The organism is Streptomyces sp. SYSU D01066-1 (assembly GCF_054956795.1).
In genome coordinates, this window is sequence record NZ_JBUDHV010000003.1 from 148,811 (window position 1) to 175,654 (window position 26,844).

Consider the following 26,844-nt stretch of genomic DNA (forward strand, 5'->3'; position numbering starts at 1 on the left):
CCGCGCCCGGAGCGGCCGGGCGCGGCCTTTCGCAGCGCGCGTGTGGCCCGGTGGGGCCCGGTCCGCCGGACTCCGATCCGGATAATGATCGTCCTGTTGTCGGTGCGGCCCGGTACGCTCGAAAGCACGATGACAGAGGACCTCTCACCGGCCGAGCGGTACGCGGCGGCCCGCAGGCGCGCCGTCGAGCAGGCCACGGCGCTCGCCTCCTTCCGCCAGATGTACGAATTCGGCCTCGACCCCTTCCAGACCGAGGCGTGCCAGGCGCTGGAGGCGGGCAAAGGCGTGCTGGTGGCCGCGCCCACCGGCTCGGGCAAGACGATCGTCGGCGAGTTCGCCGTCCACCTCGCCCTGGAGCAGGGCAGGAAGTGCTTCTACACGACACCCATCAAGGCGCTGTCGAACCAGAAGTACGCCGATCTGTGCCGTCGCTACGGCACGGACCGGGTGGGCCTGCTCACCGGCGACAACAGCGTGAACCCGGGCGCCCCGGTGGTCGTGATGACCACCGAGGTGCTGCGGAACATGCTGTACGCCGGCTCCCAGACCCTCACCGGCCTCGGCTACGTGGTCATGGACGAGGTGCACTACCTCTCCGACCGCTTCCGCGGCGCCGTCTGGGAGGAAGTGATCATCCACCTCCCCGAGTCGGTGACGCTCGTCTCACTGTCCGCGACGGTGTCCAACGCCGAGGAGTTCGGCGACTGGCTCGACACCGTCCGCGGCTCGACCGAGGTGATCGTCTCCGAGCACCGGCCCGTGCCGCTGTTCCAGCACGTGCTGGCCGGGCGCCGGATGTACGACCTGTTCGAGGAGGCCGAGGGCCACAAGCGGGCCGTCAACCCGGACCTGACGCGGATGGCCCGCCTGGAGGCCAGCCGGCCGTCCTACCAGGACCGCAGGCGCGGCCGGCACATGCGTGAGGCCGACCGGGAGCGGGAGCGCCGGCAGCGTTCCCGGATCTGGACGCCCGGCCGGCCGGAGGTCATCGAGCGGCTGGACAGCGAGGGTCTGCTGCCCGCGATCACCTTCATCTTCAGCCGCGCCGGCTGCGAGTCCGCCGTCCAGCAGTGCCTGTACGCCGGACTGCGGCTCAACGACGAGGACGCGCGGGAACGCGTACGCGCCCTGGTCGAGGAGCGCACGTCCTCCATCCCCGCCGAGGACCTGCACGTCCTGGGCTACTACGAGTGGCTGGAGGGCCTGGAGCGCGGTATCGCCGCCCACCACGCGGGCATGCTGCCGACCTTCAAGGAGGTCGTGGAGGAGCTGTTCGTCCAGGGTCTGGTCAAGGCCGTCTTCGCCACCGAGACCCTCGCCCTGGGCATCAACATGCCCGCCCGCTCGGTGGTGCTGGAGAAGCTCGTCAAGTGGAACGGCGAGCAGCACGCCGACATCACCCCCGGCGAGTTCACCCAGCTCACCGGCCGGGCAGGCCGCCGCGGCATCGACGTGGAGGGCCACGCCGTGGTGCTGTGGCAGCGTGGCATGAACCCCGAGCACCTCGCGGGGCTGGCGGGCACGCGCACGTACCCGCTGCGCTCCAGCTTCAAGCCGTCGTACAACATGGCGGTCAACCTGGTCGAGCAGTTCGGCCGGCACCGCTCGCGGGAGCTGCTGGAGACGTCCTTCGCCCAGTTCCAGGCCGACAAGTCGGTCGTCGGGATCTCCCGGCAGGTGCAGCGCAACGAGGAGGGGCTGGAGGGCTACAAGGCCTCCATGACCTGCCACCTCGGCGACTTCGAGGAGTACGCGCGACTGCGCCGCGAGCTGAAGGACCGGGAAACCGAGCTGGCCCGGCAGGGCGTGGCACAGCGGCGTGCCGAGGCCGCCGTCGCGCTGGAGAAGCTCAAGCCCGGCGACGTCATCCACGTGCCCACCGGCAAGTACGCCGGCCTGGCCCTGGTGCTGGACCCCGGTCTGCCCGCCGGGCGGTCCAACGGGCACCGCGGCTTCGATCACCACGACGGGCCCCGGCCGCTGGTGCTGACCGCCGAGCGGCAGGTCAAGCGGCTGGCGTCGATCGACTTCCCGGTGCCCGTGGAGGCGCTGGAGCGGATGCGGATCCCCAAGTCGTTCAACCCGCGCTCACCCCAGTCCCGCCGGGACCTCGCCTCCGCCCTGCGCACCAAGGCGGGGCACATCCCGCCGGAGCGGACCCGCAGGAAGCGGTCCCAGGCGGCCGACGACCGGGAGATCGCCCGGCTGCGCAAGGCGATCCGCGCCCACCCCTGCCACGGCTGCGACGACCGCGAGGACCACGCCCGCTGGGCCGAGCGCTACCACCGGCTGCGGCGCGACACCGCGCAGCTGGAGCACCGGATCGAGGGCCGCACCAACACCATCGCCCGCACCTTCGACCGGATCGTCGCGCTGCTGACCGAGCTGGACTACCTGCGCGGCGACGAGGTCACCGAACACGGCAAGCGGCTGGCCCGGCTCTACGGGGAGCTGGACCTGCTGGCCAGTGAGTGCCTGCGGGAGGGCGTCTGGGAAGGGCTCGGTCCGGCCGAGCTGGCCGCCTGCGTCTCGGCCCTGGTGTTCGAGTCCCGGGCCGCCGACGACGCGATGGCGCCCAAGGTGCCCTCGGGCAAGGCGAAGGCCGCGCTCGGCGAGACGGTCCGCATCTGGGGCCGGCTCGACGCGCTGGAAGAGGAGTTCCGGATCAGCCAGACCGAGGGGGTCGGCCAGCGGGAGCCGGATCTCGGCTTCGCCTGGGCGGCGTACATGTGGGCGTCCGGCAAGGGCCTGGACGAGGTGCTGCGCGAGGCGGAGATGCCGGCCGGCGACTTCGTGCGCTGGTGCAAGCAGGTCATCGACGTCCTCGGCCAGATCGCGGCCGCCGCTCCCGCCGCGGGTTCCACCGTGCCGAAGACCGCACGCCGAGCGGTCGAGGGGCTGCTGCGCGGAGTGGTCGCCTACTCGTCGGTGGGATAGACCCCGGCGGTACCGGCCATTGGGCGCCCGAGCGTTGCCGCTCGGGCGCCCTCGTCATATCCGGGCACGCCGTTTCACTCGTTACGGTGAGTGACATTCGCACGCCTGTCCGTCGATACTTTACGTATTCGAATGGCTCCGCAGCGTGCAAATGGAATCGAGGCTACTCCCGCCCCGGTGCCCGTTTCAGGTGCTTGCCGAATGTGACACGGCGTTGATCCGCTCGGACTAGGCTCGCCCGCAGCGCGCCGAGTTGAGGCGTATTGGCGCGTTTGTTCCCGAAGTGCAGAATCAGCCGACAATTCCATGACATACCCACCCGCACGCTCCCCCATCCCCGCCGACTCCTTCTCAAAGGGCCTACATGGTGAGTGTTGAATCCCCTCCCGTTCACCGCGAACTTCCCTACGCACGCGTCCTGCTGCTGCCCGCCATACTGATGGCGGCGGTGACCGGGGCCGCCGTCGCCATGGTGGCGGAGCCGGCCCGGACCGCGGTCGGCCTGTGCGGTGGCCTGGCCACCCTCCTGGTGATCGTGGCGGGCACCGAAGCGGTCCGCCGAGGCCGCGCCCTGCGGGCCCTGCGCGCCGAGCACACCCGTCACGCCGCGTATCTGGAACGGCGGATCGCCGGCCACGACGAGGAGATGGCCCGCCTCGTCGACGAGATCCTCCCGGCCGCGATCCATTACATGCGGCGCGGGAACACCCCGCGCGAGGTGATGCTCCACCTCGGCGACCTCGATCCGTCCTACGCCGATCTGCACGAGCCGCAGCGGAAGCTGATCCGCACGGTGGTCGAGATCATCGACCACGAGGAGGCCCTGCGGGACTCCGCCGCGCGCTCCTTCGTCGACGTCGCCCGGCGCGTCCAGGCCATCGTCCACCAGCAGAACAAGGAACTGCGGGAGATGGAGGAGGACCACGGCCGCAACCCCGAGGTCTTCGACGACCTCCTGCGCATCGACCACGGCACGGCGATGATCGGGCGTCTCGCCGACTCCATCTCCGTTCTCGGCGGCGGCCGGCCCGGACGCCAGTGGCCCCAGCCGGTGGCGCTGTACAGCGTGCTGCGCGGTGCCATGTCCCGGATCCTGGAATACCGCCGGATCCACCTGGCCTCCATCGCCAAGGTCAATATCAAGGGCACCGCGGTCGAGCCGGTCATCCACGCCGCGGCGGAACTGCTCGACAACGCCACCCGCTACTCGCCCCCGAACACCAAGGTCAACGTCACCGCGACCGAGGTGCAGACCGGCGTCTGCATCGAGATCGAGGACGCCGGCGTCAACCTCAGCGAGGAGTCCCGGCTGCGCATCGAGGGCATGCTGGAGGCCGCCAAGCGCGGCACCGACCTCCAGGACCTCGGAGGCAACCCCCGCCTCGGCCTGTCCGTCGTCGGCCGTCTGTGCACGACGTACGACATGCAGGTGTCGCTGCGCGCCTCCGCCTACGGCGGCGTCCGCGCCATCCTGGTCGTGCCGAGCAACATGATGACCACCGAGCCGGGCGTCGGACTCGCCCACGGCATCGGCGCGACCTCGATCCCGCTGCCCGGCCCGGACGCGCTCCCAGGCCCCGACCGCAAGCCCAAGAAGCGCCGGCCCACCAGTCCGCGGATCCCGGCCACGGTCTCCCTGGAGGACGACGTTCCCGAGGTCACCGAGTGGACGGCGGGCGGCCTGCCGCAGCGCCGCAGCCGGGTGAAGATGCCGCTCAGCCAGCGCCTCGCCGAGCAGGCCGCGTTCGAGCGGGCCGAGGCCGAGTGCGAGGCCCGCAAGGCCGCCGAGCGCGCCCGCAACGCCCGCTGGACCACCCCCGAGCCGGAGCAGAAGCCGGACGAGGAGCCACTGCCGGGGCAGTGGGTCGAGGCCTTCTGGGAGGGCCTCAAAAGCGCCCCGGACCCCGACGCCTTCACCCAGCCGCCCCATGAGCCGGCCCACACCCCGGCCGACGACGAGGGAGACCTCAAGTGATCGAGCAGCAAGGCAAGTTCGACTGGATGCTCAGGGATCTCTACGACGGTGTCCCGGGCATCGAGATGATCGTGGTGCTCTCCGCCGACGGACTGCGCATCGCCCGCTACTCCGGTGACCCGGACGCCGCCGACCGGGTGGCCGCCGCCTGCGCCGGACTGCAGAGCCTGGCCGGCGCGGTGGCCCACGAGATCCCGGACAGCGACGGGCGGATGAAGCTGGTCGTCATCGAGATCAACGGCGGCTACTTCTACCTGATGGCCGCCGGACCCAATGCCTACCTGGCGGTGCTCTCCGACGTCACCTGCGAGCCCGGCCGGATGAGCAACCGCATGCAGGACCTGGTCGCCCGCATCGGCCCCCATCTGACCAGTCCCGCCCGGCGCACTGGGCAGACCGTATGACTCCTCCCCAGCGCCAGAGGCGATTCCCCGCGCACGTGCCGTCCGCCCGGCCCCCCGCCGAGGGCGCCTCCGCCACGGGGAACACCACGGGCAACCCCGAGCGCCTGTTCGTCATCGGCGGTGACGCGGGCGGGGAGCGCGCGGACATAGACCTGGTGACACTGATCGTGGCGCGCACCGACCCGCCGGCGTCGGCGACGCCCGAGCAGGCCGCCCTGCTCCGGTTGTGCGTCGCGCCCCTGTCCGTGGCGGAACTCTCGGCCTACCTGAGCCTGCCGTTCAGCGTGGTGACCGTACTGCTCACCGAGATGCTGGCAGCGGAACTGGTACAGGCCCGCGCCCCGATCGTCCGGCAGAAGGTCGCCGACCGGTCCCTCCTCGAAGCGGTGATGCATGGACTTCAAAAACTCTGACACCATCCCCGGCCCGCGGACGGAGGACCGGCTGCCGCACACGGCCGAGGCCGCCGTGAAGATCGTCATCGCGGGAGGCTTCGGTGTCGGCAAGACCACCATGGTCGGATCGGTCAGCGAGATCAAACCGCTGACCACCGAAGAGACCATGACCCAGGCCGGCATCGGGGTCGACGACAACTACGGGTCCCCCTCGAAGACGGCGACCACCGTCGCGATGGACTTCGGCCGCATCAGCATCACCGACCAGCTGGTGCTCTACCTCTTCGGCACACCCGGCCAGGAGCGGTTCTGGTTCCTGTGGAACGGGCTGTTCGAGGGCGCGCTCGGCGCGGTCGTGCTGGTGGACACCCGTCGGCTGGAGGTCAGCTTCGACGTCATGGGACGGCTGGAGGAGCGCGGTGTGCCGTTCGTGGTCGCCGTCAACTCCTTCCCGGACGCGCCCCGTTACCCGCTGACCGAGCTGCGCACGGCCCTCGACCTGTCCGAGGAGATCCCGATCATGGAGTGCGACGTGCGCCGCAGGGCCTCCAGCCGGGACGTCCTGATGACCCTGATGCGCTTCCTGCACTCCCTCGCCATGACGGGGACGCTCACCTGACCGCCGTCCGCCGGCCACCCCAGACACCCGACTGACCATCAGCTCCGGAGCGACCACTGTGACGTTCGAAACCCACTCCCTGACCGGAACGGGCGGCCCCACGCCCGGACCGCCCCCCGGCTGCCCCGCGCACGGCGTGGGACCCGGCGGGCTGCACCGGCTGCACGAGGCCGAGGACCTGAACGAGCTGTACGAACAGCTGCGGGAGCAGCACGGGCCGGTGGCACCCGCGCTGATCCACGACGACGTGCCCGTGTGGGTGGTCCTCGGGCACTCCGAGAACCTGCACATGGTGAGCACGCCCGCGCAGTTCTGCCGGGACAGCCGCATCTGGACACCGCTGAAGGAGGGGATGATCAAGCCCGACCACCCCCTCATGCCGCACATCGCCTGGCAGCCCATCGCCTCGCACGTCGAGGGCGACGAGCACAAGCGGTTGCGCGGCGCCGTCTCCGGGGCCATGTCCACGATCGACCACCGCAGCCTGCGCCGCCACATCAAGCGGCACACCCAGCGGCTGGTCAACCGCTTCTGCGAGGAGGGCCGGGCCGACCTGGTCAGCCAGTTCGCCGAACACCTGCCGATGGCGGTGATGTGCGAGATCCTCGGCATGGCGGACGAGTACGACGACCGGCTGGTGGAGGCCGCCCGGGACGCCCTCAAGGGCACCGAGACGGCGATCGCGAACCACGACCACGTCGTGGAGGTCCTCAGGCGCCTCGCCGAGCGCCGCCGCGCCGAGCCCGCCGAGGACTTCGCCACCCACCTCATCAGCCATCCGGCGAACCTCACCGACGAAGAGGTCAGGGAACACCTGCGACTGGTCCTGTTCGCCGCCTACGAGAACACGGCGAACCTGATCTCCAACGTGCTGCGCGTGGTCCTCACCGACCCGGGCTTTCGCGCCCAGCTCAGCGGCGGCCAGATGACGGTGCCCGAGGCGGTCGAGCAGTCCCTGTGGGACGAGCCGCCGTTCAGCACGATCTTCGCCTACTTCGCCAAGCAGGAGACGGAGCTGGGCGGCCAGCGGATCCGGGCCGGCGACGGCCTGCTGCTGGGCATCGCGCCGGGCAACGTGGACCCGCGCGTCCGGCCCGACCTGGCCGCCCACATGCAGGGCAACCGCTCCCACCTCGCCTTCGGCGGCGGCCCGCACGAGTGCCCCGGCCAGGACATCGGCCGTGCCATCGCCGACTCCGGCGTCGACGCCCTCCTGATGCGGCTGCCGGACGTCCAGCTCGACTGCGACGAGAGCGAACTGCGCTGGCGGTCCTCGATCGCGTCACGGCACCTGATGGAGCTGCCGGTGCGGTTCGAGCCGAAGCCGCCGCAGGACGTGACACAGGCGCCCAGCCACGCCCCGGTCCCGGCGCAGCGGGCCCCCTGGCACGTGGGCGCGCCGCTGCCCCGGCAGGTGGGCGAGGCTCCCGCCTCGCCCGTGGTGACCCGGCCGGCACCGCCGTCCGCCGGCCAGCCCGAGCCGGACGCGTCGGCGGCGGAACGGGCGCGTCCGCTCGGTGCGTGGCAGCGCTTCACGAGCTGGTGGCGTGGTTACTGACCCGCGGCCCAGTCCTCGTAGCAGGCCCAGGCGGTGAGGGTGCGGGAGCTGCGGAAGCGGTGCTCCCGCCCGGTGAGCGGATCGGTGAAGGCCAGCTCGCGGGCGAGCAGTTGCAGCGGACGCCGGAAGTCGTTCGCGGGAACGGGAGCGGTCACCTCGGGATAGAGCGGATCACCGAGGATCGGGACGCCGAGCGCGGCCATGTGGACGCGTAGCTGGTGGGTCTGGCCGGTGGTGGGGGTGAGGCGGTAGCGGGCCAGGCCTGTGACGGCCGCCGTCCCCGTCCCTGTCTCCGCCCCCGCTGCCGTCCCTGTTCCCGTCTCCGTTGCCGTCTCTGTCTCCCTTTCCGGCTCCGTTCCGGTCCCGGGGCGCCGGGCGATCAGCTCGATGTGGCTGACCGCGTTCGGCTCGCCCCCGGTCTCCCGGGCGGTCAGCACCCCGCGCTCCTTCACGATCCGGCTCCGTACGGTCCGGGGGAGGGCGAGTGCCGGGGCGTACGGGGCGACGGCCTCGTACGTCTTACGGACCCGCCGGTCCCGGAAGAGGGTCTGGTAGGCGCCGCGTTCCTCGGGGCGCACGGTGAACAGCACCAGCCCGGCGGTGAGGCGGTCGAGGCGGTGGGCGGCGGTGAGCGTCGGGAGGCCCAGTTCCCGGCGCAGGCGGGCCAGAGCGGTCTCGGTGACGTGGCTGCCGCGTGGTGTGGTGGCCAGGAAGTGCGGCTTGTCGGCGACCACGATGTGCTCGTCGCGGTAGTGGACGAAGACAGGGAAGGGGACCGGTGCCTCGGGGGAGAACCGGCGGTGGAACCACACGTACATGCCCGGCCGGTACGGGGTGTCGGCCGCCACCGGCCCTCCGTCGGCGCCGACCACCAGACCCGCGTCGAACATTTCGGCGACGAGGCCGGGAGCCGCGCCGGAGAGGCGTGCGACGAGGTGGTCGCGGACCGTGGCCCACGGCCCCTCGGCGGGCAGCCGCAGCCGCACGGGGTCGACCCCGTCACGCTGGGGGAGCGGGGAGGGCGGGGGAGGGGTGCGGCGTCTCATCGTCAGCAAGGGTAGGAGGCGGCGGGCGGAGGGCGGACAGCGGCAGGGGAAAAGCACTGTTCCGCGGCGGGTGCTGCTTGGGAGGATGTGCGGCATGCCTTACCTGACACCCCCGGTCCTCCCGGCCGGCACCCTGTCCCGTACCGCCCAGCCCACGATCGCCACCGGCGACGGACTGGTGTTGCGCCCGTGGCGGGAGGAGGACGCGCCGGCGGTCTTCGAGGCGTTCCAGGACCCGTTGATGCACCAGTGGCACATCCGGGCCGCCGACTCCGTGGCCGAGGTGCGCGGCTGGATAGCCGCGTGGCGGGCGGCCTGGGCCGGCGAGCGGAACGCGCAGTGGGCGGTCGCCGACGCGGCCGACGACGGGCTGCTCGGCCGGGTGGCCCTGCGCGATGTGCTGCTCGGCGACGGTGTGGCCGAGGTGGCGTACTGGACGGTGGCGGCGGCCCGTGGGCGCAAAGTCGCCGCGCGGGCCACGACGGCGCTCGCCCGCTGGGCTTTCGACGAGGTCGGTCTGCACCGCCTTGAGCTGAGCCACGCCGTCGCCAACACGGCGTCCTGCCGGGTCGCGGAACGGGCCGGGTTCGTGCTGGAGGGGGTCAAGCGCGGTGCGCTGCGGCACGCGGACGGCTGGCACGACATGCACCTGCACGCCCGGCTCAGCGGTGACTGAGCGGTGACCGGGCGGCTCGGCGGTGACCGGACGGCTGGGCGGCGGCTGGGTGGTGACTGAGCCGACGGGAGCGGGGCGCGGGGTGGGCGCGGGCGGACGCCGGCGAAGGCCGACGACTGCCGACGGCGCCGGCAACCGCGGGCAAGCGCTCACGGACACGGACCCGTACCCGGTGGCGCGGGCGAGCGCTCATGAGCGCAGGTCCGTACCCGGTGACGCCGACGGGCACCGGCAGGCGCCCGCGGACATGGGGCGGCACCCAGGGATGCCGACGGGTGTCGACAAGGGTCCTGGACGGGAGCCCGTGCCCGGTGACGGACGCGGGCAGGGGCCCAGGGCATCGACCCGTGCCCGGTGACGGTGACGGACGCGGGCAGGAGCCCAGGGGCATCGACCCGTGCCCAGGGATGTCGACGGGTGTCGACAAGGGTCCTGGACGGGGGCCCGTGCCCGGTGACGGTGACGGACGCGGGCAGGAGCCCAGGGCATCGACCCGTGCCCGGGGATGTCGACGGGTGTCGACAAGGGCCCTGGACGGGACCCGTGACGGTGACGGTGACGGGCAGGTGTCCACGGGCATCGACCCGTACCCGGGGACCCGGCCGGCGCCGGCAGGCGCCCCGAGCCGCCGTGGGCGTTACGCGGCCGACGCCGGGGAGCCGCTCTCCTGCTCCGCCTCGATCCGCGCGTTCCACTCCCGCTTGGAGGACTGCCAGCCGTCCTCGTTGTGGCCGAGCCGCCAGTAACCGGAGATGGACAGGTCCTCGCGGGGGACCCGGTGCTCGACCCGCAGCAGTTTGCGCAGCTCCTTCACGCAGCCCGCCTCGCCGTGCACGAACGCGTGCACCCGGCCCTCGGGGAACCGCAGGCCACGGACGGCCTCGACGAGCGCCTCACCGACGGGCCGGTCCCCGCGGTGCAGCCAGACCACCTCCACGTCGGAGTCGATCTTCTGCTCCTCCTCCGGACCGGCGACCTCCACGAAGGCGAAGGCGCGGGCACCGTCCGGCAGCGCCTCCAGCGAGCGGGCGATCGCGGGCAGCGCGCTCTCGTCACCGGCCAGCAGGTGCCAGTCGGCGGTCGGGTCGGGGGCGTAGGCGCCGCCGGGACCCATGAGGAGGAGGGTCTCGCCGGGCTGGGCGTCGCGCGCCCAGGGCCCGGCCAGTCCCTCGTCGCCGTGGATGACGAAGTCCACGGTCAGCTCCCGCAGGGCGGCGTCCCAGTGCCGCACCGTGTAGGTCCGGATGACCGGCCACTGCTCGCGGGGGAACTCCGCGCGGATCCGGTCCATGTCGAACGGCTCGGGGTAGGTCGCGCCGCCGGACGGGAAGAGCAGTTTGACGTAGTGGTCGGTGCAGGCGTCCGCGGAGAAGTCGGCGAGCCCCTCGCCACCGAGGACGACCCGCTGCATGCGCGGGGTCAGCCGTTCCGTGCGGACGACCCGTGCCGAGTGCGGCTTCCGCGGCTTGCGTGCCGGTCGGTCTGCCATGACGGCCTCCCAAAGCGTGGTTAGGTTAGCCTAAGTTATCATCCCTCCCTCGTTCGGTACCTCGGGGAGGAGAGGTCCGTGAGTCACCGGGTGTCCCTCGCGGCCCCTCCGGAACCCCGTGGTTTCAGGCGCCGAGAGTGGTCAGGAGACGTTGCAGCGATCCGCCCAGTCCCCAGCGGGCCGCCAGTTCGTCCAGGGCCCGCGGATCGCGGGGGCCGCGCGGCAGCGCGGTGGGGACGTCGGGCAGCGGGACGTCGTCCGCGACCCGGACCACCTTCGGGGCCACCGCCAGATACGGCCGGGCCTCCTCCAGCCGCCTGCGCTGGGCGGGGGTGAGCCTGGCGCCGGGGTCGTCGACCGCGGCGAGGATGCCGGCCAGGTCGCCGAACTGGGCGAGCAGCTTGGCCGCCGTCTTCTCGCCCACGCCGGGCACCCCGGGCAGGCCGTCGCTCGGGTCGCCGCGCAGCAGGGCCAGATCGGCGTAACCGCGGCCGTCGACGCCGTACTTCTCGCGCAGCAGCGCCTCGTCGGTGTGCTGGAGGGTGCCGACGCCCTTGAGCGGATACAGCACGCGCACGCCGCGGGCGTCGTCGACGAGCTGGTAGAGGTCGCGGTCGCCGGTGACGATGTCGACCGGGCCGTCCGCCCGCGCGGTGTAGGTGCCGATCACGTCGTCCGCCTCGTACTCCGGGACGCCGACGCGGGCGACGCCGAGGGCGTCGAGGACCGCCTCGATCACCGGGACCTGCGGGGAGAGCGTGTCGGGCACCTCCTCCACGTCCGGTCCCGCCGGGCGCTCGGTGGCGACCCGGTGGGCCTTGTAGGAGGGGATCAGCTCCACCCGCCACGCCGGGCGCCAGTCGGCGTCCATGCAGGCCACCAGGTGGTCCGGCCGGTGGTCCCTCACCAGCCGGTCGATGAAGTCGAGCAGTCCGCGCACGGCGTTCACCGGCGAGCCGTCGGGGGCCTTGACGGAGTCCGGGACGCCGAAGTAGGCCCGGAAGTAGAGGGAGGCGGTGTCAAGAAGCATGAGTCGTCCGGTCACGCACCGCATCATGCCGCAAGGCCGGGCGGGGGCGGGCGCGGGTCGCCCCGGACGGGCGGGACGCGTACGCACCGTTAGGGACGCGCACCTGGGAAGTGAAGCAGATCACATAAGTGTTTGGCCGATAAGGAGCAGGGCAGGTGCGCCCCCGGAACCGAGCTTGTTGACAAATTCAACTGTTAGCCAGTCTTCGGGTTCCGGTCCCTGTTCCCGAGGCAAGAGGTAAGCGTGTCAGCCAGGCTTGAGGCCGAGCACCTGTACAAAGTGTTCGGCGGGAAACCCGACCAGGCAGTCGAACGACTGCGCCAGGGAGCGGAACGGGAGGAACTGCGGGCCGACGGCGCCACGGCCGCCGTCATCGACGCGTCCTTCACCGTGGAACCCGGCGAGATCTTCGTCGTCATGGGCCTGTCCGGGTCCGGCAAGTCCACGCTGCTGCGCATGCTCAACGGCCTGTTGGAGCCGACCGACGGACACGTCCGCTTCGGCGGCGACGACCTGACGGAGCTCGGCGACAAGAGGCTGCGCGAGGTCCGCTCCAAGAAGATCAGCATGGTCTTCCAGCACTTCGCGCTCTTCCCGCACCGCAGTGTCCGCGACAACGCCGCCTACGGTCTGGAAGTGCAGGGCGTGCCCCGCGCCGAGCGCGAACGCCGCGCCGACGAGGCGCTCGCCCTGTGCGGTCTGGCCGGCTGGGAGAAGTCCTGGCCCGACGAGCTGTCCGGCGGCATGCAGCAGCGCGTGGGCCTGGCCCGCGCGCTCGCCACCGACGCCGACCTGCTGCTGATGGACGAGTCCTTCAGCGCCCTCGACCCGCTGATCCGGCGTGACATGCAGGACCAGCTCCTGGAACTGCAGAAGACGCTGAAGAAGACCATCGTCTTCATCACCCACGACCTCAACGAGGCCATGCGCCTGGGCGACCGCGTCGCCGTGATGCGCGACGGCCGCATCGTGCAGATCGGCACCGCGCAGGACATCCTCATCCGCCCCGCCGACGACTACGTCGCCTCCTTCACCCAGGACGTCGACCGCTCGCGGGTGCTCACCGCCGGCGCGGTCATGGAGACCGAGGTGCACGGCGACGAGGCCGACTGCGGCTGCGAGACCGCCACGCCCGACACGCCCTTCACCGACCTGTGCGCGATCAGCGCGCGCGTGCCGCACCCCGTGGCCGTGCTGAACGGCGACGGGGAGCTCGTCGGCGTCGTGCCGCGGCAGCGTCTCATCGGTTTCCTCGGTGACGAGGAGGCCGCCCCGGGCGTCTGCGACTCCCCCCGGGACAAGGGCGGCGAGAAGGTGATGGCCCGTGCCTAGGATCCCGCTCGGCACCTGGGTCAACGACGCGGTCGACTGGCTGCTCGACCACGTGGCCTGGCTCTTCGACTTCTTCAAGACCGTCTTCACCGGCACCTACGACGGCATCGACGCCGTCCTCCAGGCGCCCGAACCGCTGCTGCTCGCCGGCATCTTCGCGGTGATTGCCTTCTGGCTGCGCGGCACGCTGGCCGGTGTCCTCACGTTCGTCGGGTTCGCGTTCATCGACTCCCTCGAACTGTGGGAGAACGCGATGACCACCCTGTCGCTGGTGCTCGTCGCCACCATCATCGCGCTGGTCGTCGCCGTGCCCGTGGGCATCTGGGCGGCCCGCTCCGACCGGGTCAGCGCGCTGGTGCGGCCGGTACTGGACTTCATGCAGACGCTGCCCGCGATGATCTACCTCATCCCGGCGATCCTGTTCTTCGGCACCGGCGCCTCCGCGGGCATCGTCGCCACCCTGATCTTCGCGCTCGCCCCCGGCGTGCGCATGACCGAGCTGGGCATCCGGCAGGTCGACAAGGAACTGGTCGAGGCGGCCGAGGCGTTCGGCACCACCCCCCGCAACACCCTGCTGCGCGTCCAGCTCCCGCTCGCGCTGCCCACCGTGATGGCCGGCGTCAACCAGGTCATCATGCTCGGCCTGTCGATGGCCGCGATCGCCGGCATGGTCGGCACCGGCGGCCTCGGCGGCGACGTCAACGAGGCCATCGGTCAGCTCGACGTGGGCCTCGGCTCCGAGGCCGGTGTCGCCATCGTGATCCTGGCGATCTACCTCGACCGGATGACCAGCGCCCTGGGCGCCCAGGTCTCCCCGCTCGGCCGGCGTGCCGCAGCCCGCGCCCGCGCGGCGCACGGCCTGAGGATCTGGTCCTACCGGCCCCGCCCGCAGGTCGCCGTCGTCGGCGTCGTGATCCTGGCCCTGGTGGCCGGCGGCATGGGCGTGTTCGGCGGCTCCGGCGACTCCGAGGCCGGCACGGACGGCGAGAACGTCGGCCAGGGCAAGAAGATCACCCTCGGCTACGTCCCCTGGGACGAGGGCGTCGCCTCCACCTTCCTCTGGAAGGAGATCCTGGAGGAGCGCGGCTACCAGGTGCAGGCCCAGCAGTTCGACGCCGGGCCGCTCTACACCTCCCTCGCCCAGGGCGACATCGACATCGTCACCAACGCCTGGCTGCCGACCACCCACGCGCAGTACTGGAAGAAGTACGGCAGCAAGCTCGACGACCTCGGCGCCTGGTACGACAAGACGTCGCTGGAGCTGACCGTCCCGACGTACCTGGAGGACATCGACACCCTGGCCGACCTCAAGGGCAGGGGCGGCCTCTTCGGCGGCGAGATCACCGGCATCGAGGCCGGCGCCGGTGAGACGGCCATGCTGAAGAGCACGGTCCTCAAGGCGTACGGCCTGGACAAGGAGTACGAGGTCGTCGACAGCTCCACCCCGGCGATGCTGGCCGAGCTGAAGCGGGCCATCAGCAAGAAGGAGCCGATCGTCGTTCCGCTGTGGTCGCCGCACTGGGCGTACAACGACTACGACCTCAAGAAGCTGAAGGACCCCAAGGGCGCCTGGGGCTCGGGCGACGGGGTGCACACGCTCTCCCGCGAGGGCTTCGCCGGCGACGACCCGACGGTCGCCGAGTGGCTGAAGGACTTCGAGATGACCGAGGACCAGCTCACCAGCCTCGAAGCCGAGATCAACAAGTCCGGCAAGGGCAACCAGCAGGACGCCGTCAAGACCTGGCTGAAGGACAACCCCGGCCTGGTCGACGAGCTGGCCCCGGTCGGCTCCGGCACCGGCTCCACCCCGGCGGAGGCCGAGCGGGCGCTGGACGTGGCCTGGTTCCCGTGGGAGGAGGACGTGGCCATCACGTACCTCTGGAAGAACGTCCTGGAGAAGCGCGGCTACCAGGTCAACACCAAGCAGATGGACGTCGGCCCGGTCTACACCGGCCTGGCCTCCGGCGACCTCGACCTCAACTTCGACGCGTGGCTGCCGCACGCCCAGGCCGGCTTCTGGGAGAAGAGCAAGGACAACCTCACGGACCTGGGCACCTGGTACGAACCGACCTCGCTGGAGGTCGCGGTGCCCGGTTACGTCAAGGGCGTCGAGTCCATGGCGGACCTCAAGGGCAAGGCCGACCTCTTCGACGGGAAGATCATCGGCATCGAGCCGGGCACCGGCGAGATGAACCTGCTCAAGAAGGACGTCCTGCCCGGCTACGGCCTGGACGACGAGTACGAGGTCGTCGACGGCTCCACCCCGGCGATGCTGGCCGAGCTGAAGCGGGCCATCGCCAAGGAGGAGCCCGTCGCGGTCGTCCTGTGGTCGCCGCACTGGGCGTACAGCGACTACGAGCTGACCAAGCTCAAGGACCCGAAGAAGCTCTGGGGCGACAACAACACGATCCACACGATCGCCGGCGAGGAGTTCCCCGAGCAGTACCCCCGGCTCACTGAGTGGATCAGGAACTTCACGATGAGCGAGGACGAGCTGGGCAGCCTGGAGAGCGAGATCAAGGACCGGGGCAAGGGCCACGAGGAGGAGGCGGTGGCCGCCTGGCTGGAGGAGAACCCGGAGGTCGCGGAGCGGATGACCGCCGCGTGACCGCCGCGGCGACCGCCACCGGAGGGGCGGGCCGCCCACGCGCTGACCGGCGCGGGCGGCCCGCCCCTCGGGCCGTCCCGGCCTCCGGGAGCGGTGACACGGTAAGGATTCGGACAACCACGGAGCGCCATGGCCGGGTCCGGGCGGCGCCCCCGGCCGGGCCCGGGGCGAGGAGGACGGGGCGGGAACCCGCCGGGGGGACCGGGGCGGGCGCGTACCGGGGGCGTGATTCCTGGCGCGAACCGATGGGTCCCCGCCGCCCGGGCGTGACACCGATGTGACGGCCGCGTGAAACGGTTTGCCGAACATGCGTAGGGTGCAGAGAACTCATCAAAGGGACCGTGCCCGGGAAACGGCACCGGGGCGGCACGATGGAAGCGACGGGTGAAGGAGGGAGCCGGAGCGATGGGCGACCACAAAGAGCAGCCCCTTCGGGTGGGCGCGGCCGTCCGGCGGCGGCGCCGCGCGCTGGACCTCACCCTCGCCGTCGTGGCCGAGCGCAGCGGCCTGTCGGTGCCCTTCCTCAGCCAGATCGAGAACGACCGGGCCCGGCCCAGCACCGCCTCCCTGGAGAAGGTCGCCGACGCGCTGCGCACCACCGCCGTGGAACTGCTCGCCGCCGCCGACCCGGCGTGCAGCGTGGACGTGGTCCGGGCCGGGGACGGGGGGCCGGAGTCCGGGCCCCGGGTGCGCTCGCTGGTGCGCGGACACCACCAGATGCACGCCTCGGAGTTCACCGGCGACCACGACGCCGGCCGGGAACTGCGGTACCGCAACGACCAGTTGATGTACGTCGCCGAGGGCGCCGTCGAGATCGAGGCGGAGGGCCGCGCCTACCGGCTGGGCCGCGGCGACACGCTGTACCTCACCGGCGGGGTCCGGCACCGCTGGCGGGCCACGGTCCCCGACACCCGGCTGCTCGTCGTGGCGGTCGCGGAGCACATCGAGGCGGTACGGGGCCGGTCGCGCCGGTGAGCGGTCCGACGCCGCGGTCCGGCGCCGGGGCGTGCTCATCGCGGCGCGCTCGCCGTGGCGTGCTCGCCGTGGCGTGCTCGTCGTGGTCCGGCGCCGTGGCGTGCTCATCGCGGCGTGCTCACCGTGGCGCCGCGAGCAGCCGGCCGTCGGCCACCCCGCGCGCCGTCCCCACGGCCGCCACGCACCATGCGGTGACCAGGAGCCCGTACAGGAGCAGGGCGAGACCTTCGTGGACGGCGAGTCCGGTGTGCCGGGCGAGCGCCGTGGCGCCGGTGACACAGGTGCCCACCGGGAAGGTGAACGACCACCACGCCATCGAGAACCGCAGGCCGTGCCGCCGGGCCCGGACCACGTGCGCCGCGGCCCACACCAGCCACAGCAGGGCGAAGCCCATGACCGGGACGCCGTAGAGGACGGCCGACGCGGTGAAGCCCCCGGCGTAGGAGGCGGTGACGACGCCGGGCGCGACGTCCGCGAAGTTCCCGACGGCCGTGGTGGACTGCCCCAGCGGGCCGAGGACCAGGAACAGGGTCGGGGTCAGGGCGGGCGGCAGCGGGTCGCCGGTGAGCAGCCGGGCGAAGACCAGCGGCAGCATCAGCAAGGTGGCGAGCAGGCTCGCCCCGAACAGCGCCAGACAGCCCAGCAGGAAGGTCTCGCGCACCTGCCCGGCCGGCAGGTACGGCACCAGCGCCGGCCCCAGCGCGGCCGACACCATCGGCGCGACGAGCGGCAGCAGCCACGCGGGGGCGGCCTGCCCCGGGGTGATCCGGTGGTGTACGGCCATGAGGTACGGGACGACGACGGCCGCCGCCAGCCCCACAGCCGTCCCGGCGGTGAACAGCACGGCGTCCAGGGCCACCGCCGCCGGTACGCCGATCCAGTCCCGGCCGACGGTGAGCGCGCCGCCGCCGACCGACAGCAGCGCCATCGCCGAACAGCCGTGGAACGGGGCCGTTGCCGGGTCGAGGAGGTGGGCGCGGGCCTGGTCGCGGTGGTGGCGCCAGTGCAGCGCCCGGGCGGTGAGCAGGGTCACCAGCAGGAGGAGGGAGACCGCCCAGACGCCGGCGCAGGCGACGCGCAGCCCCGGCGGGCGCCAGGGGAGGCCGGCCCCGGCGGAGGCGACGACGGCGGTGCCCATGACGCAGGCGTACCAGTTGGGGCCGAGATGGCGCAGGGCCGGGTGGCGGGGGGTGGGGGAAGCGGGAGAAGTGGGAGAAGTGGGAGAAGTCGGTGAAGTGGGAGAAGCGGGCGAAGCGGACCGGGGGCGCGGGCGGACTGCGGTGAGCATGCCCCCACGGTCGCGCCGGGGAACCGCGCTGACCAGGGAGCATGTTCCTATGAGGGCATAAGCTGGAGTTATGAGCGGTACGGAGAGGCAGGGGGCCGGCGACACGTCCGGGCCGACGCGCGCGGCGCCGCTGGCGCACCGGGTGCCGGACCTGGGCGCCCTGGAGCTGCTGCTGGCGGTGGCCCGGCTGGGCAGCCTCGGCGGGGCGGCGCGGGAACTGGGCATCAGCCAGCCGGCGGCCAGCAGCCGCGTCCGGTCGATGGAGCGCCAGCTGGGCGTCGCCCTGGTGGACCGGTCACCGCGCGGTTCCCGGCTCACCGACGCCGGCGCGCTGGTCACCGACTGGGCGCGGCGGATCGTGGAGGCGGCGGAGGCGTTCGACGCGGGGGCGCAGGCGCTGCGGGACCGGCGGGACTCCCGGCTGCGGGTGGCGGCGAGCATGACCATCGCGGAGTACCTGCTGCCCGGCTGGCTGGTCGCGCTGCGCGCGCAGCGCCCGGACACGGCGGTGTCGCTGCTCGCCGGGAACTCCTCGGTGGTGGCGCGGCGGCTGCTGGCCGGCGAGGTCGATCTGGGGTTCGTGGAGGGGGTCAGCGTCCCGGCCGGGCTGGACTCGGCGGTCATCGCCCGCGACCGGCTGATCGTGGTCACCGCACCCGGGCACCCCTGGGCACGCCGCCGCCGTCCACTGGCCGCCCGCGAGCTGGCCGCGACGCCGCTGATCCTGCGGGAGAAGGGGTCCGGTACCCGGCAGGTGCTGGACGCCGCGCTGGGCGGGCTGGCCCCTCCGCTGATCGAGCTGTCGTCGACCACCGCGGTGAAGGCCGCCGCGGTCGGCGGCGCCGGCCCGGCGGTCCTCAGCGAACTGGCCCTGGGCGAGGAACTGGCGATGCGGCGCCTGGTCCGGGTGCCCGTCGAGGACGTCTCCCTCGCCCGGGACCTGAGGGCGGTGTGGCCGACGGGGCACCGGCCGACGGGGCCGGCGCGGCAGTTGCTGGCGTTGACGCGGGGGTGAGCGCGGGGGCTCGGCCGCGTACGCGGGAGTGATCGCGATGTCCCCGCGGGCCGGCGGGTGCGCCGGCGTGACCGTCCGCCACGCCGTCGCCGGCCGCCCGGCCGAGGGCGCCCCGTAGGCGCCTCTCCGGTCCCGGAGGCCGGCGCCGGCCGCGCGGCGGGCGCCGGCCGCTGTGCCCGCGCTGCGACCACGACCGCGCAGCCGGGGAGGGTGCCGGCCAACGCCTAGGCGCCGACCGGGACTCCGCGACCGGCGCGGGGCCGTGCGCCGGGGGTGCCGGGTGCCGCCGTGTCAGGGTTTCCTGGCTGGCCTCTGCTGCGGGGTGGTGTGTGCCGGGGATGCCGGATGTGGCCGTGGCAGGGCTTTCTGGCGGTTTTCCGCTGCGGGGTGGTGTGTGCCGGGGATGCCGGATGTGGCCGTGGCAGGGTTTCCTGGCGGTTTTCCGCTGCTGGGCGGCGCGCGCCGGGGACGCCGGGTGCCGCCGTGTCACGGCCGCCCGGCTGCCCCCCGCTGCCGGGCGGCGTCCACCAGGCTCCGCATCACCCGCTCGTCCTCACCCATCTCCGGGTGCCACTGCACCCCCAGCACCCAGCCATCGGCGGCCGGCAGCTCCACCGCCTCCACCGTGCCGTCCGCCGCGTGCGCCGACGGGACCAGGCCCGTGCCGAGCCGGTCCACCGCCTGGTGGTGGTACGTCGGCACGGGCATCGTCTCCGGGACGATCCCCGCGTACCGCGTGCCCGGCACCGGCTCCACCGGGTGGGCGCCGAACACGCCCACCACCTCGGCGTGCCCGTCGAGGTGCTGGACCAGCGTGCCGCCGAGGGCCACGTTCAGCAGCTGCATGCCGCGGCAGATGCCCAGCAGCGGCAGGCCGACGGCGAGGGCCGCCTCGATCAGCGCCAGCTCCCAGGCGTCCCGGGCCCGGGCGGGCGGACCGGTGCGGGGATGGCGCCGGGCGCCGTAGCGGACGGGCTCGACGTCCGGGCCGCCCGCGATCACCAGGCCGTCCAGCCGGGCCACGGCCGCCGCGGCGTGCTCCGGCGCGTCCGGCGCCAGCAGCGCCACCAGTCCGCCCGCCCGCTGCACCAGGCGGGGGTACCCGGTCGGCAGCAGCGCCGCCGCCGTCTCCCACACCCCCCAGCGCACCCGCTGCTCCAGGTACGTGCTGACGCCGATCAGCGGTCGCCTGTCCGGCATCCGGCCTCCCGTCAATGGATCCGCATCGAACCTTTGAACGCCCCTCAGGTCAGGAAGCCCCGCAGCAGCGCCGCCGTCCCCGCGCAGTGCTCCCGCATCGCCGCCCGCGCCCCCTCCGCGTCCCCGTCCAGCACCGCCGCCACCAGCGCGGTGTGCTGCCGCTGGGAGTGCTCCAGGTTGCGCACCAGCAGCGGGATGCAGTCCAGCAGCCCGTTCACGCTCGCCCGCACCGCCGCGTACTGCCCGGCCAGCGACGGTGACCCCGACAGCTCCGCGAGCGTCAGGTGCAGCAGCGTGTCCAGGCGCCGGTACTCCGCCAGCGGCGCGTCGCGCGTGCGGGCCAGCGCCTCCCGCAGCCGCCCCGCCCGCTCCCCGGCCGGCCCGTGCGCCGCGCACAGCTCCGCCGCGCCCACCTCCAGCACCTCCCGGAAGCGCAGCACGTCCTCCAGGTCGACCTCGGCGACCCGGCGCCGCAGCTCGCCCTCGCCGCCGGTGTCCGCGCGGGGCAGCACGAACGTCCCCCCGTACCGCCCGCGCCGGGCCGTCACCAGCCCCTCGTCCTGAAGCACCTTCAGCACCTCGCGCAGCGTCACCCGGCTGATCCCGAGCCGCTCCGCCAGCTCCCGCTCGGCCGGCAGCCGTCCGCCCGCCGGCACCAGCCCCAGCCGGACGACCTGGAGGATCTGCTCCAGCGCCTCCTCGAAGCCGTTGCCCGCGCGCACCGGCCGGAGCACCGCGGCCAGCCGGTCCGCCACCGGACCCCGGGCGCCGGCTCCGCTCCCCTGCGGCATACGGCCGCGCCCCCTTCCCAGCCAATGGTCCCGCGCCATACCTTATGGCTCCCGGTCCGACGAGGAAGCCCGAGGAGCCCTCCGTGGCAGACCGCACACCCCCGCTCGGCGTCGAGGAACTGCACGCCCTCGTCGCGGGCGGCGAGATCGACACCGTCGTCCTGGCCTTCCCGGACATGCAGGGGCGGCTCCAGGGCAAGCGGTTCGCCGCCCGCTTCTTCCTCGACGAGGTACTGCGCCACGGCACCGAGGGCTGCGACTACCTCCTCGCCGTCGACGCCGAGATGAACACCGTCGACGGCTACGCCATGTCCTCCTGGGACCGCGGCTACGGCGACTTCGCCCTGCGCCCGGACCCGGCCACCCTGCGCCGCCTCCCCTGGCACCCCGGCACCGCGTTCGTCACCGCCGACCTCACCTGGGAGGACGGCTCCCCGGTGGTGGCCGCCCCGCGCCAGATCCTGCGCCGCCAGCTGGCCCGCCTCGCCGAGCACGGCCTGACCGCCCAGGTCGGCACCGAGCTGGAGTTCATCGTCTTCAAGGACACCTACGAGGCGGCCTGGGACGCCAACTACCGCGGCCTGACCCCGGTCAACCAGTACAACGTCGACTACTCCGTCCTCGGCACCGGCCGCGTCGAGCCCCTGCTGCGCCGCATCCGCAACGAGATGGCCGGCGCCGGCCTCACCGTCGAGTCCGCCAAGGGCGAGTGCAGCCCCGGCCAGCACGAGATCGCCTTCCGCTACGACGAGGCCCTGGTCACCTGCGACCAGCACGCCCTCTACAAGACCGGCGCCAAGGAGATCGCCGCCCAGGAGGGCGTCTCCCTCACCTTCATGGCCAAGTACGACGAGCGCGAGGGCAACTCCTGCCACATCCACCTCTCGCTCACCGGCGAGGACGGCGCCAGCGCCATGCCGGGACCCGACGGCGGCATGTCCCCGCTCATGCGGCGCTTCCTCGCCGGACAACTGGCCGCCCTGCGCGACTTCTCCCTCCTCTACGCCCCCCACATCAACAGCTACAAGCGGTTCCGGCCCGGCTCCTTCGCCCCGACCGCCGTCGCCTGGGGCCGCGACAACCGCACCTGCGCGCTGCGCGTGGTCGGCCACGGCCGCTCCCTGCGCTTCGAGAACCGCCTCCCCGGCGGCGACGTCAACCCCTACCTCGCCGTCGCCGGCATGGTCGCCGCCGGCCTGCACGGCGTGGAACGGGAACTGGAGCTGCCCGACCCCTGCCCCGGCAACGCCTACACCGCGGACCTCGCCCACGTCCCGACCACCCTGCGCGAGGCCGCCGCCCTCTGGGCGGACAGCCCCCTCGCCCGCGCCGCCTTCGGCGACGAGGTCGTCGACCACTACCGCACCATGGCGCGCGTCGAACTGGACGCCTTCGACGCCGCGGTCACCGACTGGGAGCTGCGCCGCTCCTTCGAACGCATGTGAGGCCCCCGTTGTCCGAGCTGTCCGACGAACTGCGCGTGCTCAACCCGGCGACCGAGGAGACCGTCGCCACCGTCCCCGCCGCCTGCGCCACCGACGTCGACGCCGCCGTCGTACGCGCCCTGCGGGCCCAGGAACGCTGGGCCGCCCTCGCCCCCGGCGACCGCGCCCGGCTGCTGCGCCGGTTCGCCGTCACGGTCGACGGGCACCTGGAGGAACTGGCCCGCCTGGAGGTCCGCGAGGCCGGGCACACCCTCGCGGGCGCCCGTTGGGAGGCGGGCAACGTCCGTGACCTGCTCGACTACGCGGCCGGGGGAGTGGAGCGGCTGACGGGACGGCAGATCCCGGTGGCGGGCGGCCTCGACGTCACGATCCTCGAACCGCTCGGCGTGGTCGGCGTCATCGCCCCCTGGAACTTCCCGATGCCGATCGCCGCCTGGGGCACCGCCCCCGCGCTCGCCGCCGGCAACGCGGTCCTCCTCAAGCCCGCCGAGACCACCCCGCTGACCGCCCTGCGGCTGGCCGAACTGGCCCTGGAGGCCGGTCTGCCCGAGCACCTCTTCCAGGTCCTGCCCGGCCGCGGCCCGGTCGCCGGACACGCCCTGGTCGAACACCCGGACGTGGCCAAGATCGTCTTCACCGGGTCGACGGCCGTGGGCAAGGCGGTACTGGCCCGCGGCGCCGTCCGCCTCAAGCGCGTCACCCTCGAACTCGGCGGCAAGAGCCCCAACATCGTCTTCGCCGACGCCGACATCGAAGCGGCCGCGGCCGCCGCCCCGATGTCCTTCCTCGACAACGCCGGCCAGGACTGCTGCGCCCGCACCCGCATCCTCGTCCAGCGCCGCGCGTACGACCGCTTCCTGGACCTCCTGGCCCCCGCCGTCGAGTCGGTCGTCGTCGGCGACCCGGCCGACGAGCGCACCGACATGGGCCCGCTGATCTCCGCCGCCCACCGGGACCGCGTCCGCTCCTACGTCCCCGAGGACGCCGACGGCATCCGCGGCAAGGCCCCCGACGGCCCCGGCTACTGGTACCCGCCCACCGTCCTCACCGGCGTCGACCCGCACGCGCGGGTGGCCGTCGAGGAGGTCTTCGGCCCCGTCGCCGTGGTCCTGCCCTTCGAGGACGAGGCCGAGGCCGTGGCGCTCGCCAACGACACCGACCACGGCCTGTCCGGCTCCGTCTGGACCCGCGACGTCGGCCGCGCCCTGCGCGTGGCGTCCGCCGTCCGGGCCGGGAACCTGTCCGTCAACTCGCACTCCAGCGTCCGCTACTGGACCCCGTTCGGCGGCTTCAAGCAGTCCGGCATCGGCCGCGAACTGGGCCCGGACGCGCTGGCCGCCTTCACCGAGACCAAGAACGTCTTCCTCAGCACGGAGGGTTCCCCGCAGTGACCGACACCCCTGTCTGCCGCCGCCTGGCCGGCCGCACCGCCGTCGTCACCGGAGCCGGCAGCGGCATAGGCCTGGCCGCCGCCCGCCGGCTCGCCTCCGAGGGCGCCCACGTCGTCTGCGCCGACGTCGACGAGACCCGCGGCAGGGCGGCGGCCGAGGCGACCGGCGGCCTCTTCGTCCAGGCCGACGTCACCGACCCCGAGCAGGTCGAGGCGCTGTTCCGGACGGCGTACGACACCTACGGCAGCGTCGACGTCGCCTTCAACAACGCCGGGATCTCACCGCCCGACGACGACTCCATCCTGGAGACCGGGCTGGAGGCGTGGAAGCGCGTCCAGGAGGTCAACCTCACCTCGGTCTACCTGTGCTGCAAGGCCGTCATCCCCTACATGCGGCGCCAGGGCAGGGGCTCCGTCATCAACACGGCGTCCTTCGTGGCCCGGATGGGCGCGGCCACCTCGCAGATCTCCTACACCGCCTCCAAGGGCGGGGTGCTGGCCATGTCCCGGGAACTGGGCGTGCAGTTCGCGCGGGAGGGCATCAGGGTCAACGCGCTGTGCCCCGGCCCGGTCAACACGCCGCTCCTCCAGGAGCTGTTCGCCAAGGACCCGGAGCGCGCCGCCCGCCGCCTGGTGCACATCCCCGCCGGCCGGTTCGCCGAGGCCGAGGAGATCGCCGCCGCCGTGGCCTTCCTGGCCAGCGACGACTCCTCCTTCGTCAACGCCACCGACTTCCTGGTGGACGGCGGGATCTCGGGGGCGTACGTCACGCCCCTGTAGGACATCACAGGAACGTCCGCCCCTCGCCCCGGTACGTCGGCACGGTCGCCGTCACCACGTCCCCCTCGACGAGGTGCAGCGCGTCGAACCGCTCGCACAGCTCCCCGGCCTTGGCGTGCCGGAACCACACCTTGTCACCGACGAGGAGGTCGTCGGCGGGGGAGCCGAGCAGCGGCGTCTGCACCTCACCGGCGCCCTCCTGACCGTCGTAGCGCAGCCCCTCGGGCAGGTACGGCACCGGCAGCCGGTCGGCGCCGGCCGCGCCCGAGGCCGGATAACCGCCGCCGAGCACCGTCACCACACCCACTCCCGGGCGCCGCACCACGGGCAGGGCGAACAGCGCCGCCGGACGGCCCCGGAACGACGTGTAGTTGTCGAACAGGCGCGGTGCGTACAGCCCCGACCCGGCGGCCACCTCGGTGACCGCCTCCTCCGCCGCCGTGTGCTGCACACTGCCCGTACCGCCGCCGTTGACGAACTCCAGGTCCCCGACGACGGCCCGCACCGCGCGCACCGCCTCGGCCCGCCGCTCGGCGAGTTCGCGGCGGGCGGCGGCCTGCATCAGCCGCACCGCCCGCGAGCGCAGCGGACGCCCGGCGACGGCGTCCCCGACGCCGGCCACATGACCCTCGTACGCCATGATCCCCACGACCCGGAACCCGGGACGCCGGGCCACCGCCCGCGCCAGGCCGGCGAGCCGGGCGGGGGAGTGCAGCGGGGAGCGCCGGGCCCCCACCCGCACCCGTCCGCCGAACAGCCGCAGCGACGTGTCCAGCTCCAGGCAGACCCGCACGACCTCACGGCCGCCGTCGCGAGCCGCGTCGATGAGGTCCAGCTGCGCGGGGTCGTCGGCCATCACGGTCACCGCGGCGGCGAGCTTCGGATCGGCGGTCAGCTCGGCGTATCCGGCGCGGTCCGCCGACGGATAGGCGAGCAGCACGTCCTGGAAACCGGAGCGCGCCAGCCACAGCGACTCGGCCAGCGTGAAGGACATCAGGCCCGCGAAACCGTCCCGGGCCAGGACGCGTCCGAGCAGCGCGCGGCAGCGCACGGACTTGCTGGCGACCCGGACCGGTTTGCCGCCGGCCCGGCGCAGCAGGTCGTCCGCGTTGGCGTCGAACGCCGCCAGGTCCACGATCGCCAGCGGGGCGTCGAGCTGGGCGGTGGCCCGGTCGTAACGGGCCCGGTCGGTGGGGCGAGCGGTCATGGGGGGCAGCCTGCCAGACCGGATTACCGCAGGGTAGGGGGACGTTCCGGGCCAATGCCGCGGGCGCGTGGACTGGTTCCCCGCGGTAGGGGGGCACGCCGTAGAGTGACGCGCACGCACGCCGGAGGCGTCCGGGCACGGGTCCGGCGCCGATGCCGGGATGGTGTTCCGGCCGTGCGGGTAGGCGCCCGGGGCGGAGACGGCCGCGCCGGGCCGGACAGCAGGACACGGCCCGCCGACGAGGACGGCACGGGCACGAGGAAACGGGGGGCGCATGAGCACGGAAGCGCGACGTGCCTCCGTCCCCCCGACCCCGCCGCGCCCGCCCGTCCCCCCGCTCCCGCCCCATCCGCCCGTCCCGCCGCGGCCCCCCGTGCCGCCGGACCCCCGCACGACGCGACAGCCGGACCCGCGCACGACGCGACAGCCGGACCCGCGCACGACGCGACAGCCCGGTCCCCTCCCGCCCACCGACACCCCGACCAGTACCGGAACCGTGCCGCCCCATCCCCCCACCCCACCGCACTCCGGCTCCCCGGCGCACCCCGCCGGTCCCGGAGCCGTGCCGCGGTCCCGGCCGGCGGGACAGCCGGGTACCCCCGCGGACACCGGGGCCCCGGGCGCTCTCGGCCGCGCCGGGGGCGTACCGCGGGACGGCCGCGCGGCGGGCCCCGGGGACCGGCG

The 26,844-nt window shown here is 73.3% G+C and carries 21 protein-coding genes; 14 read left to right on the top strand and 7 right to left on the bottom strand.

Annotated features, from left to right (window positions below; translation table 11 throughout):
- The first annotated feature begins 84 nt into the window (after positions 1 to 84).
- From ACY1JF_RS04385 to ACY1JF_RS04410, 6 genes are all read left to right on the top strand, one after another.
- Positions 85 to 2,937, top strand: coding sequence for a DEAD/DEAH box helicase (locus ACY1JF_RS04385; protein WP_462703619.1), 2,853 nt, complete (start codon positions 85 to 87; stop codon positions 2,935 to 2,937).
- Between the two features lie 364 nt (positions 2,938 to 3,301).
- Positions 3,302 to 4,912: a sensor histidine kinase gene (locus tag ACY1JF_RS04390; protein WP_462703620.1), complete on the top strand. Its 1,611-nt coding sequence runs from the start codon at positions 3,302 to 3,304 to the stop codon at positions 4,910 to 4,912.
- A gap of 26 nt (positions 4,913 to 4,938) precedes the next feature.
- Positions 4,939 to 5,316, top strand: coding sequence for a roadblock/LC7 domain-containing protein (locus ACY1JF_RS04395; protein ID WP_462703805.1), 378 nt, complete (start codon positions 4,939 to 4,941; stop codon positions 5,314 to 5,316).
- Positions 5,313 to 5,729, top strand: coding sequence for a DUF742 domain-containing protein (locus ACY1JF_RS04400; protein WP_462703621.1), 417 nt, complete (start codon positions 5,313 to 5,315; stop codon positions 5,727 to 5,729). The genes ACY1JF_RS04395 and ACY1JF_RS04400 overlap by 4 nt, the downstream gene beginning before the upstream one ends.
- Complete coding sequence (locus ACY1JF_RS04405) at positions 5,710 to 6,330, top strand: GTP-binding protein (protein ID WP_462703622.1); 621 nt, start codon at positions 5,710 to 5,712, stop codon at positions 6,328 to 6,330. Before ACY1JF_RS04400 ends, ACY1JF_RS04405 begins: the two co-directional genes overlap by 20 nt.
- 58 nt (positions 6,331 to 6,388) lie before the next feature.
- Complete coding sequence (locus ACY1JF_RS04410; protein ID WP_462703623.1) at positions 6,389 to 7,888, top strand: cytochrome P450; 1,500 nt, start codon at positions 6,389 to 6,391, stop codon at positions 7,886 to 7,888.
- Here the strand turns inward: ACY1JF_RS04410 and ACY1JF_RS04415 are convergent.
- A complete protein-coding gene (locus tag ACY1JF_RS04415) occupies positions 7,882 to 8,934 on the bottom strand; it encodes an RluA family pseudouridine synthase (protein ID WP_462703624.1) in 1,053 nt (350 codons plus the stop codon). The two genes, ACY1JF_RS04410 and ACY1JF_RS04415, sit on opposite strands and share 7 nt — an antisense overlap.
- Positions 8,935 to 9,028: 94 nt before the next feature.
- Between ACY1JF_RS04415 and ACY1JF_RS04420 the strand changes: the two genes are divergently transcribed.
- Entirely contained in the window at positions 9,029 to 9,610 is a 582-nt protein-coding gene (locus ACY1JF_RS04420; RefSeq protein WP_462703625.1) for a GNAT family N-acetyltransferase, read from the top strand.
- A gap of 637 nt (positions 9,611 to 10,247) precedes the next feature.
- Here the strand turns inward: ACY1JF_RS04420 and ACY1JF_RS04425 are convergent.
- Together ACY1JF_RS04425 and ACY1JF_RS04430 are read right to left on the bottom strand one after the other, a co-directional pair.
- Positions 10,248 to 11,099, bottom strand: a complete 852-nt coding sequence (locus tag ACY1JF_RS04425) for a siderophore-interacting protein (RefSeq protein WP_462703626.1) — start codon at positions 11,097 to 11,099, stop codon at positions 10,248 to 10,250.
- A gap of 124 nt (positions 11,100 to 11,223) precedes the next feature.
- Positions 11,224 to 12,129 carry a 5'-3' exonuclease gene (locus ACY1JF_RS04430; RefSeq protein WP_462703806.1) on the bottom strand — a complete coding sequence of 302 codons (906 nt, stop codon included), beginning with the start codon at positions 12,127 to 12,129 and terminating at the stop codon, positions 11,224 to 11,226.
- A 243-nt stretch (positions 12,130 to 12,372) separates the two neighbouring features.
- Between ACY1JF_RS04430 and ACY1JF_RS04435 the strand changes: the two genes are divergently transcribed.
- From ACY1JF_RS04435 to ACY1JF_RS04445, 3 genes are all read left to right on the top strand, one after another.
- Positions 12,373 to 13,461, top strand: coding sequence for a quaternary amine ABC transporter ATP-binding protein (locus ACY1JF_RS04435; RefSeq protein WP_462703627.1), 1,089 nt, complete (start codon positions 12,373 to 12,375; stop codon positions 13,459 to 13,461).
- Positions 13,454 to 16,069: an ABC transporter permease/substrate binding protein gene (locus tag ACY1JF_RS04440; protein WP_462703628.1), complete on the top strand. Its 2,616-nt coding sequence runs from the start codon at positions 13,454 to 13,456 to the stop codon at positions 16,067 to 16,069. Before ACY1JF_RS04435 ends, ACY1JF_RS04440 begins: the two co-directional genes overlap by 8 nt.
- Positions 16,070 to 16,474: 405 nt before the next feature.
- On the top strand, positions 16,475 to 17,044 hold the full coding sequence (locus ACY1JF_RS04445; RefSeq protein ID WP_462703629.1) for a helix-turn-helix domain-containing protein: 570 nt from the start codon (positions 16,475 to 16,477) through the stop codon (positions 17,042 to 17,044).
- Positions 17,045 to 17,162: 118 nt separating this feature from the next.
- Here ACY1JF_RS04445 and ACY1JF_RS04450 read toward each other — a convergent pair whose 3' ends face one another.
- Positions 17,163 to 18,182, bottom strand: a complete 1,020-nt coding sequence (locus tag ACY1JF_RS04450) for a TDT family transporter (RefSeq protein ID WP_462703630.1) — start codon at positions 18,180 to 18,182, stop codon at positions 17,163 to 17,165.
- 220 nt (positions 18,183 to 18,402) lie between these two features.
- Here ACY1JF_RS04450 and ACY1JF_RS04455 point away from each other — a divergent pair, with 220 nt between their 5' ends.
- On the top strand, positions 18,403 to 19,347 hold the full coding sequence (locus ACY1JF_RS04455) for a LysR family transcriptional regulator (RefSeq protein WP_462703631.1): 945 nt from the start codon (positions 18,403 to 18,405) through the stop codon (positions 19,345 to 19,347).
- A 486-nt stretch (positions 19,348 to 19,833) separates the two neighbouring features.
- Here ACY1JF_RS04455 and ACY1JF_RS04460 read toward each other — a convergent pair whose 3' ends face one another.
- On the bottom strand, positions 19,834 to 20,547 hold the full coding sequence (locus tag ACY1JF_RS04460; RefSeq protein WP_462703632.1) for a gamma-glutamyl-gamma-aminobutyrate hydrolase family protein: 714 nt from the start codon (positions 20,545 to 20,547) through the stop codon (positions 19,834 to 19,836).
- 44 nt (positions 20,548 to 20,591) lie between these two features.
- Positions 20,592 to 21,338 carry a FadR/GntR family transcriptional regulator gene (locus ACY1JF_RS04465; protein WP_462703633.1) on the bottom strand — a complete coding sequence of 249 codons (747 nt, stop codon included), beginning with the start codon at positions 21,336 to 21,338 and terminating at the stop codon, positions 20,592 to 20,594.
- 83 nt (positions 21,339 to 21,421) lie between these two features.
- Between ACY1JF_RS04465 and ACY1JF_RS04470 the strand changes: the two genes are divergently transcribed.
- From ACY1JF_RS04470 to ACY1JF_RS04480, 3 genes are read left to right on the top strand one after another with little or no spacing between them, the layout of a single operon-like run.
- Positions 21,422 to 22,783, top strand: coding sequence for a glutamine synthetase family protein (locus ACY1JF_RS04470; protein ID WP_462703634.1), 1,362 nt, complete (start codon positions 21,422 to 21,424; stop codon positions 22,781 to 22,783).
- A 17-nt stretch (positions 22,784 to 22,800) separates the two neighbouring features.
- Positions 22,801 to 24,174, top strand: coding sequence for an aldehyde dehydrogenase family protein (locus ACY1JF_RS04475; protein ID WP_462703807.1), 1,374 nt, complete (start codon positions 22,801 to 22,803; stop codon positions 24,172 to 24,174).
- Positions 24,171 to 24,953, top strand: coding sequence for a 3-oxoacyl-ACP reductase (locus tag ACY1JF_RS04480; protein ID WP_462703635.1), 783 nt, complete (start codon positions 24,171 to 24,173; stop codon positions 24,951 to 24,953). Before ACY1JF_RS04475 ends, ACY1JF_RS04480 begins: the two co-directional genes overlap by 4 nt.
- Positions 24,954 to 24,957: 4 nt before the next feature.
- Here ACY1JF_RS04480 and ACY1JF_RS04485 read toward each other — a convergent pair whose 3' ends face one another.
- On the bottom strand, positions 24,958 to 26,160 hold the full coding sequence (locus ACY1JF_RS04485) for an amino acid deaminase/aldolase (RefSeq protein WP_462703636.1): 1,203 nt from the start codon (positions 26,158 to 26,160) through the stop codon (positions 24,958 to 24,960).
- Positions 26,161 to 26,844 lie beyond the last annotated feature (684 nt).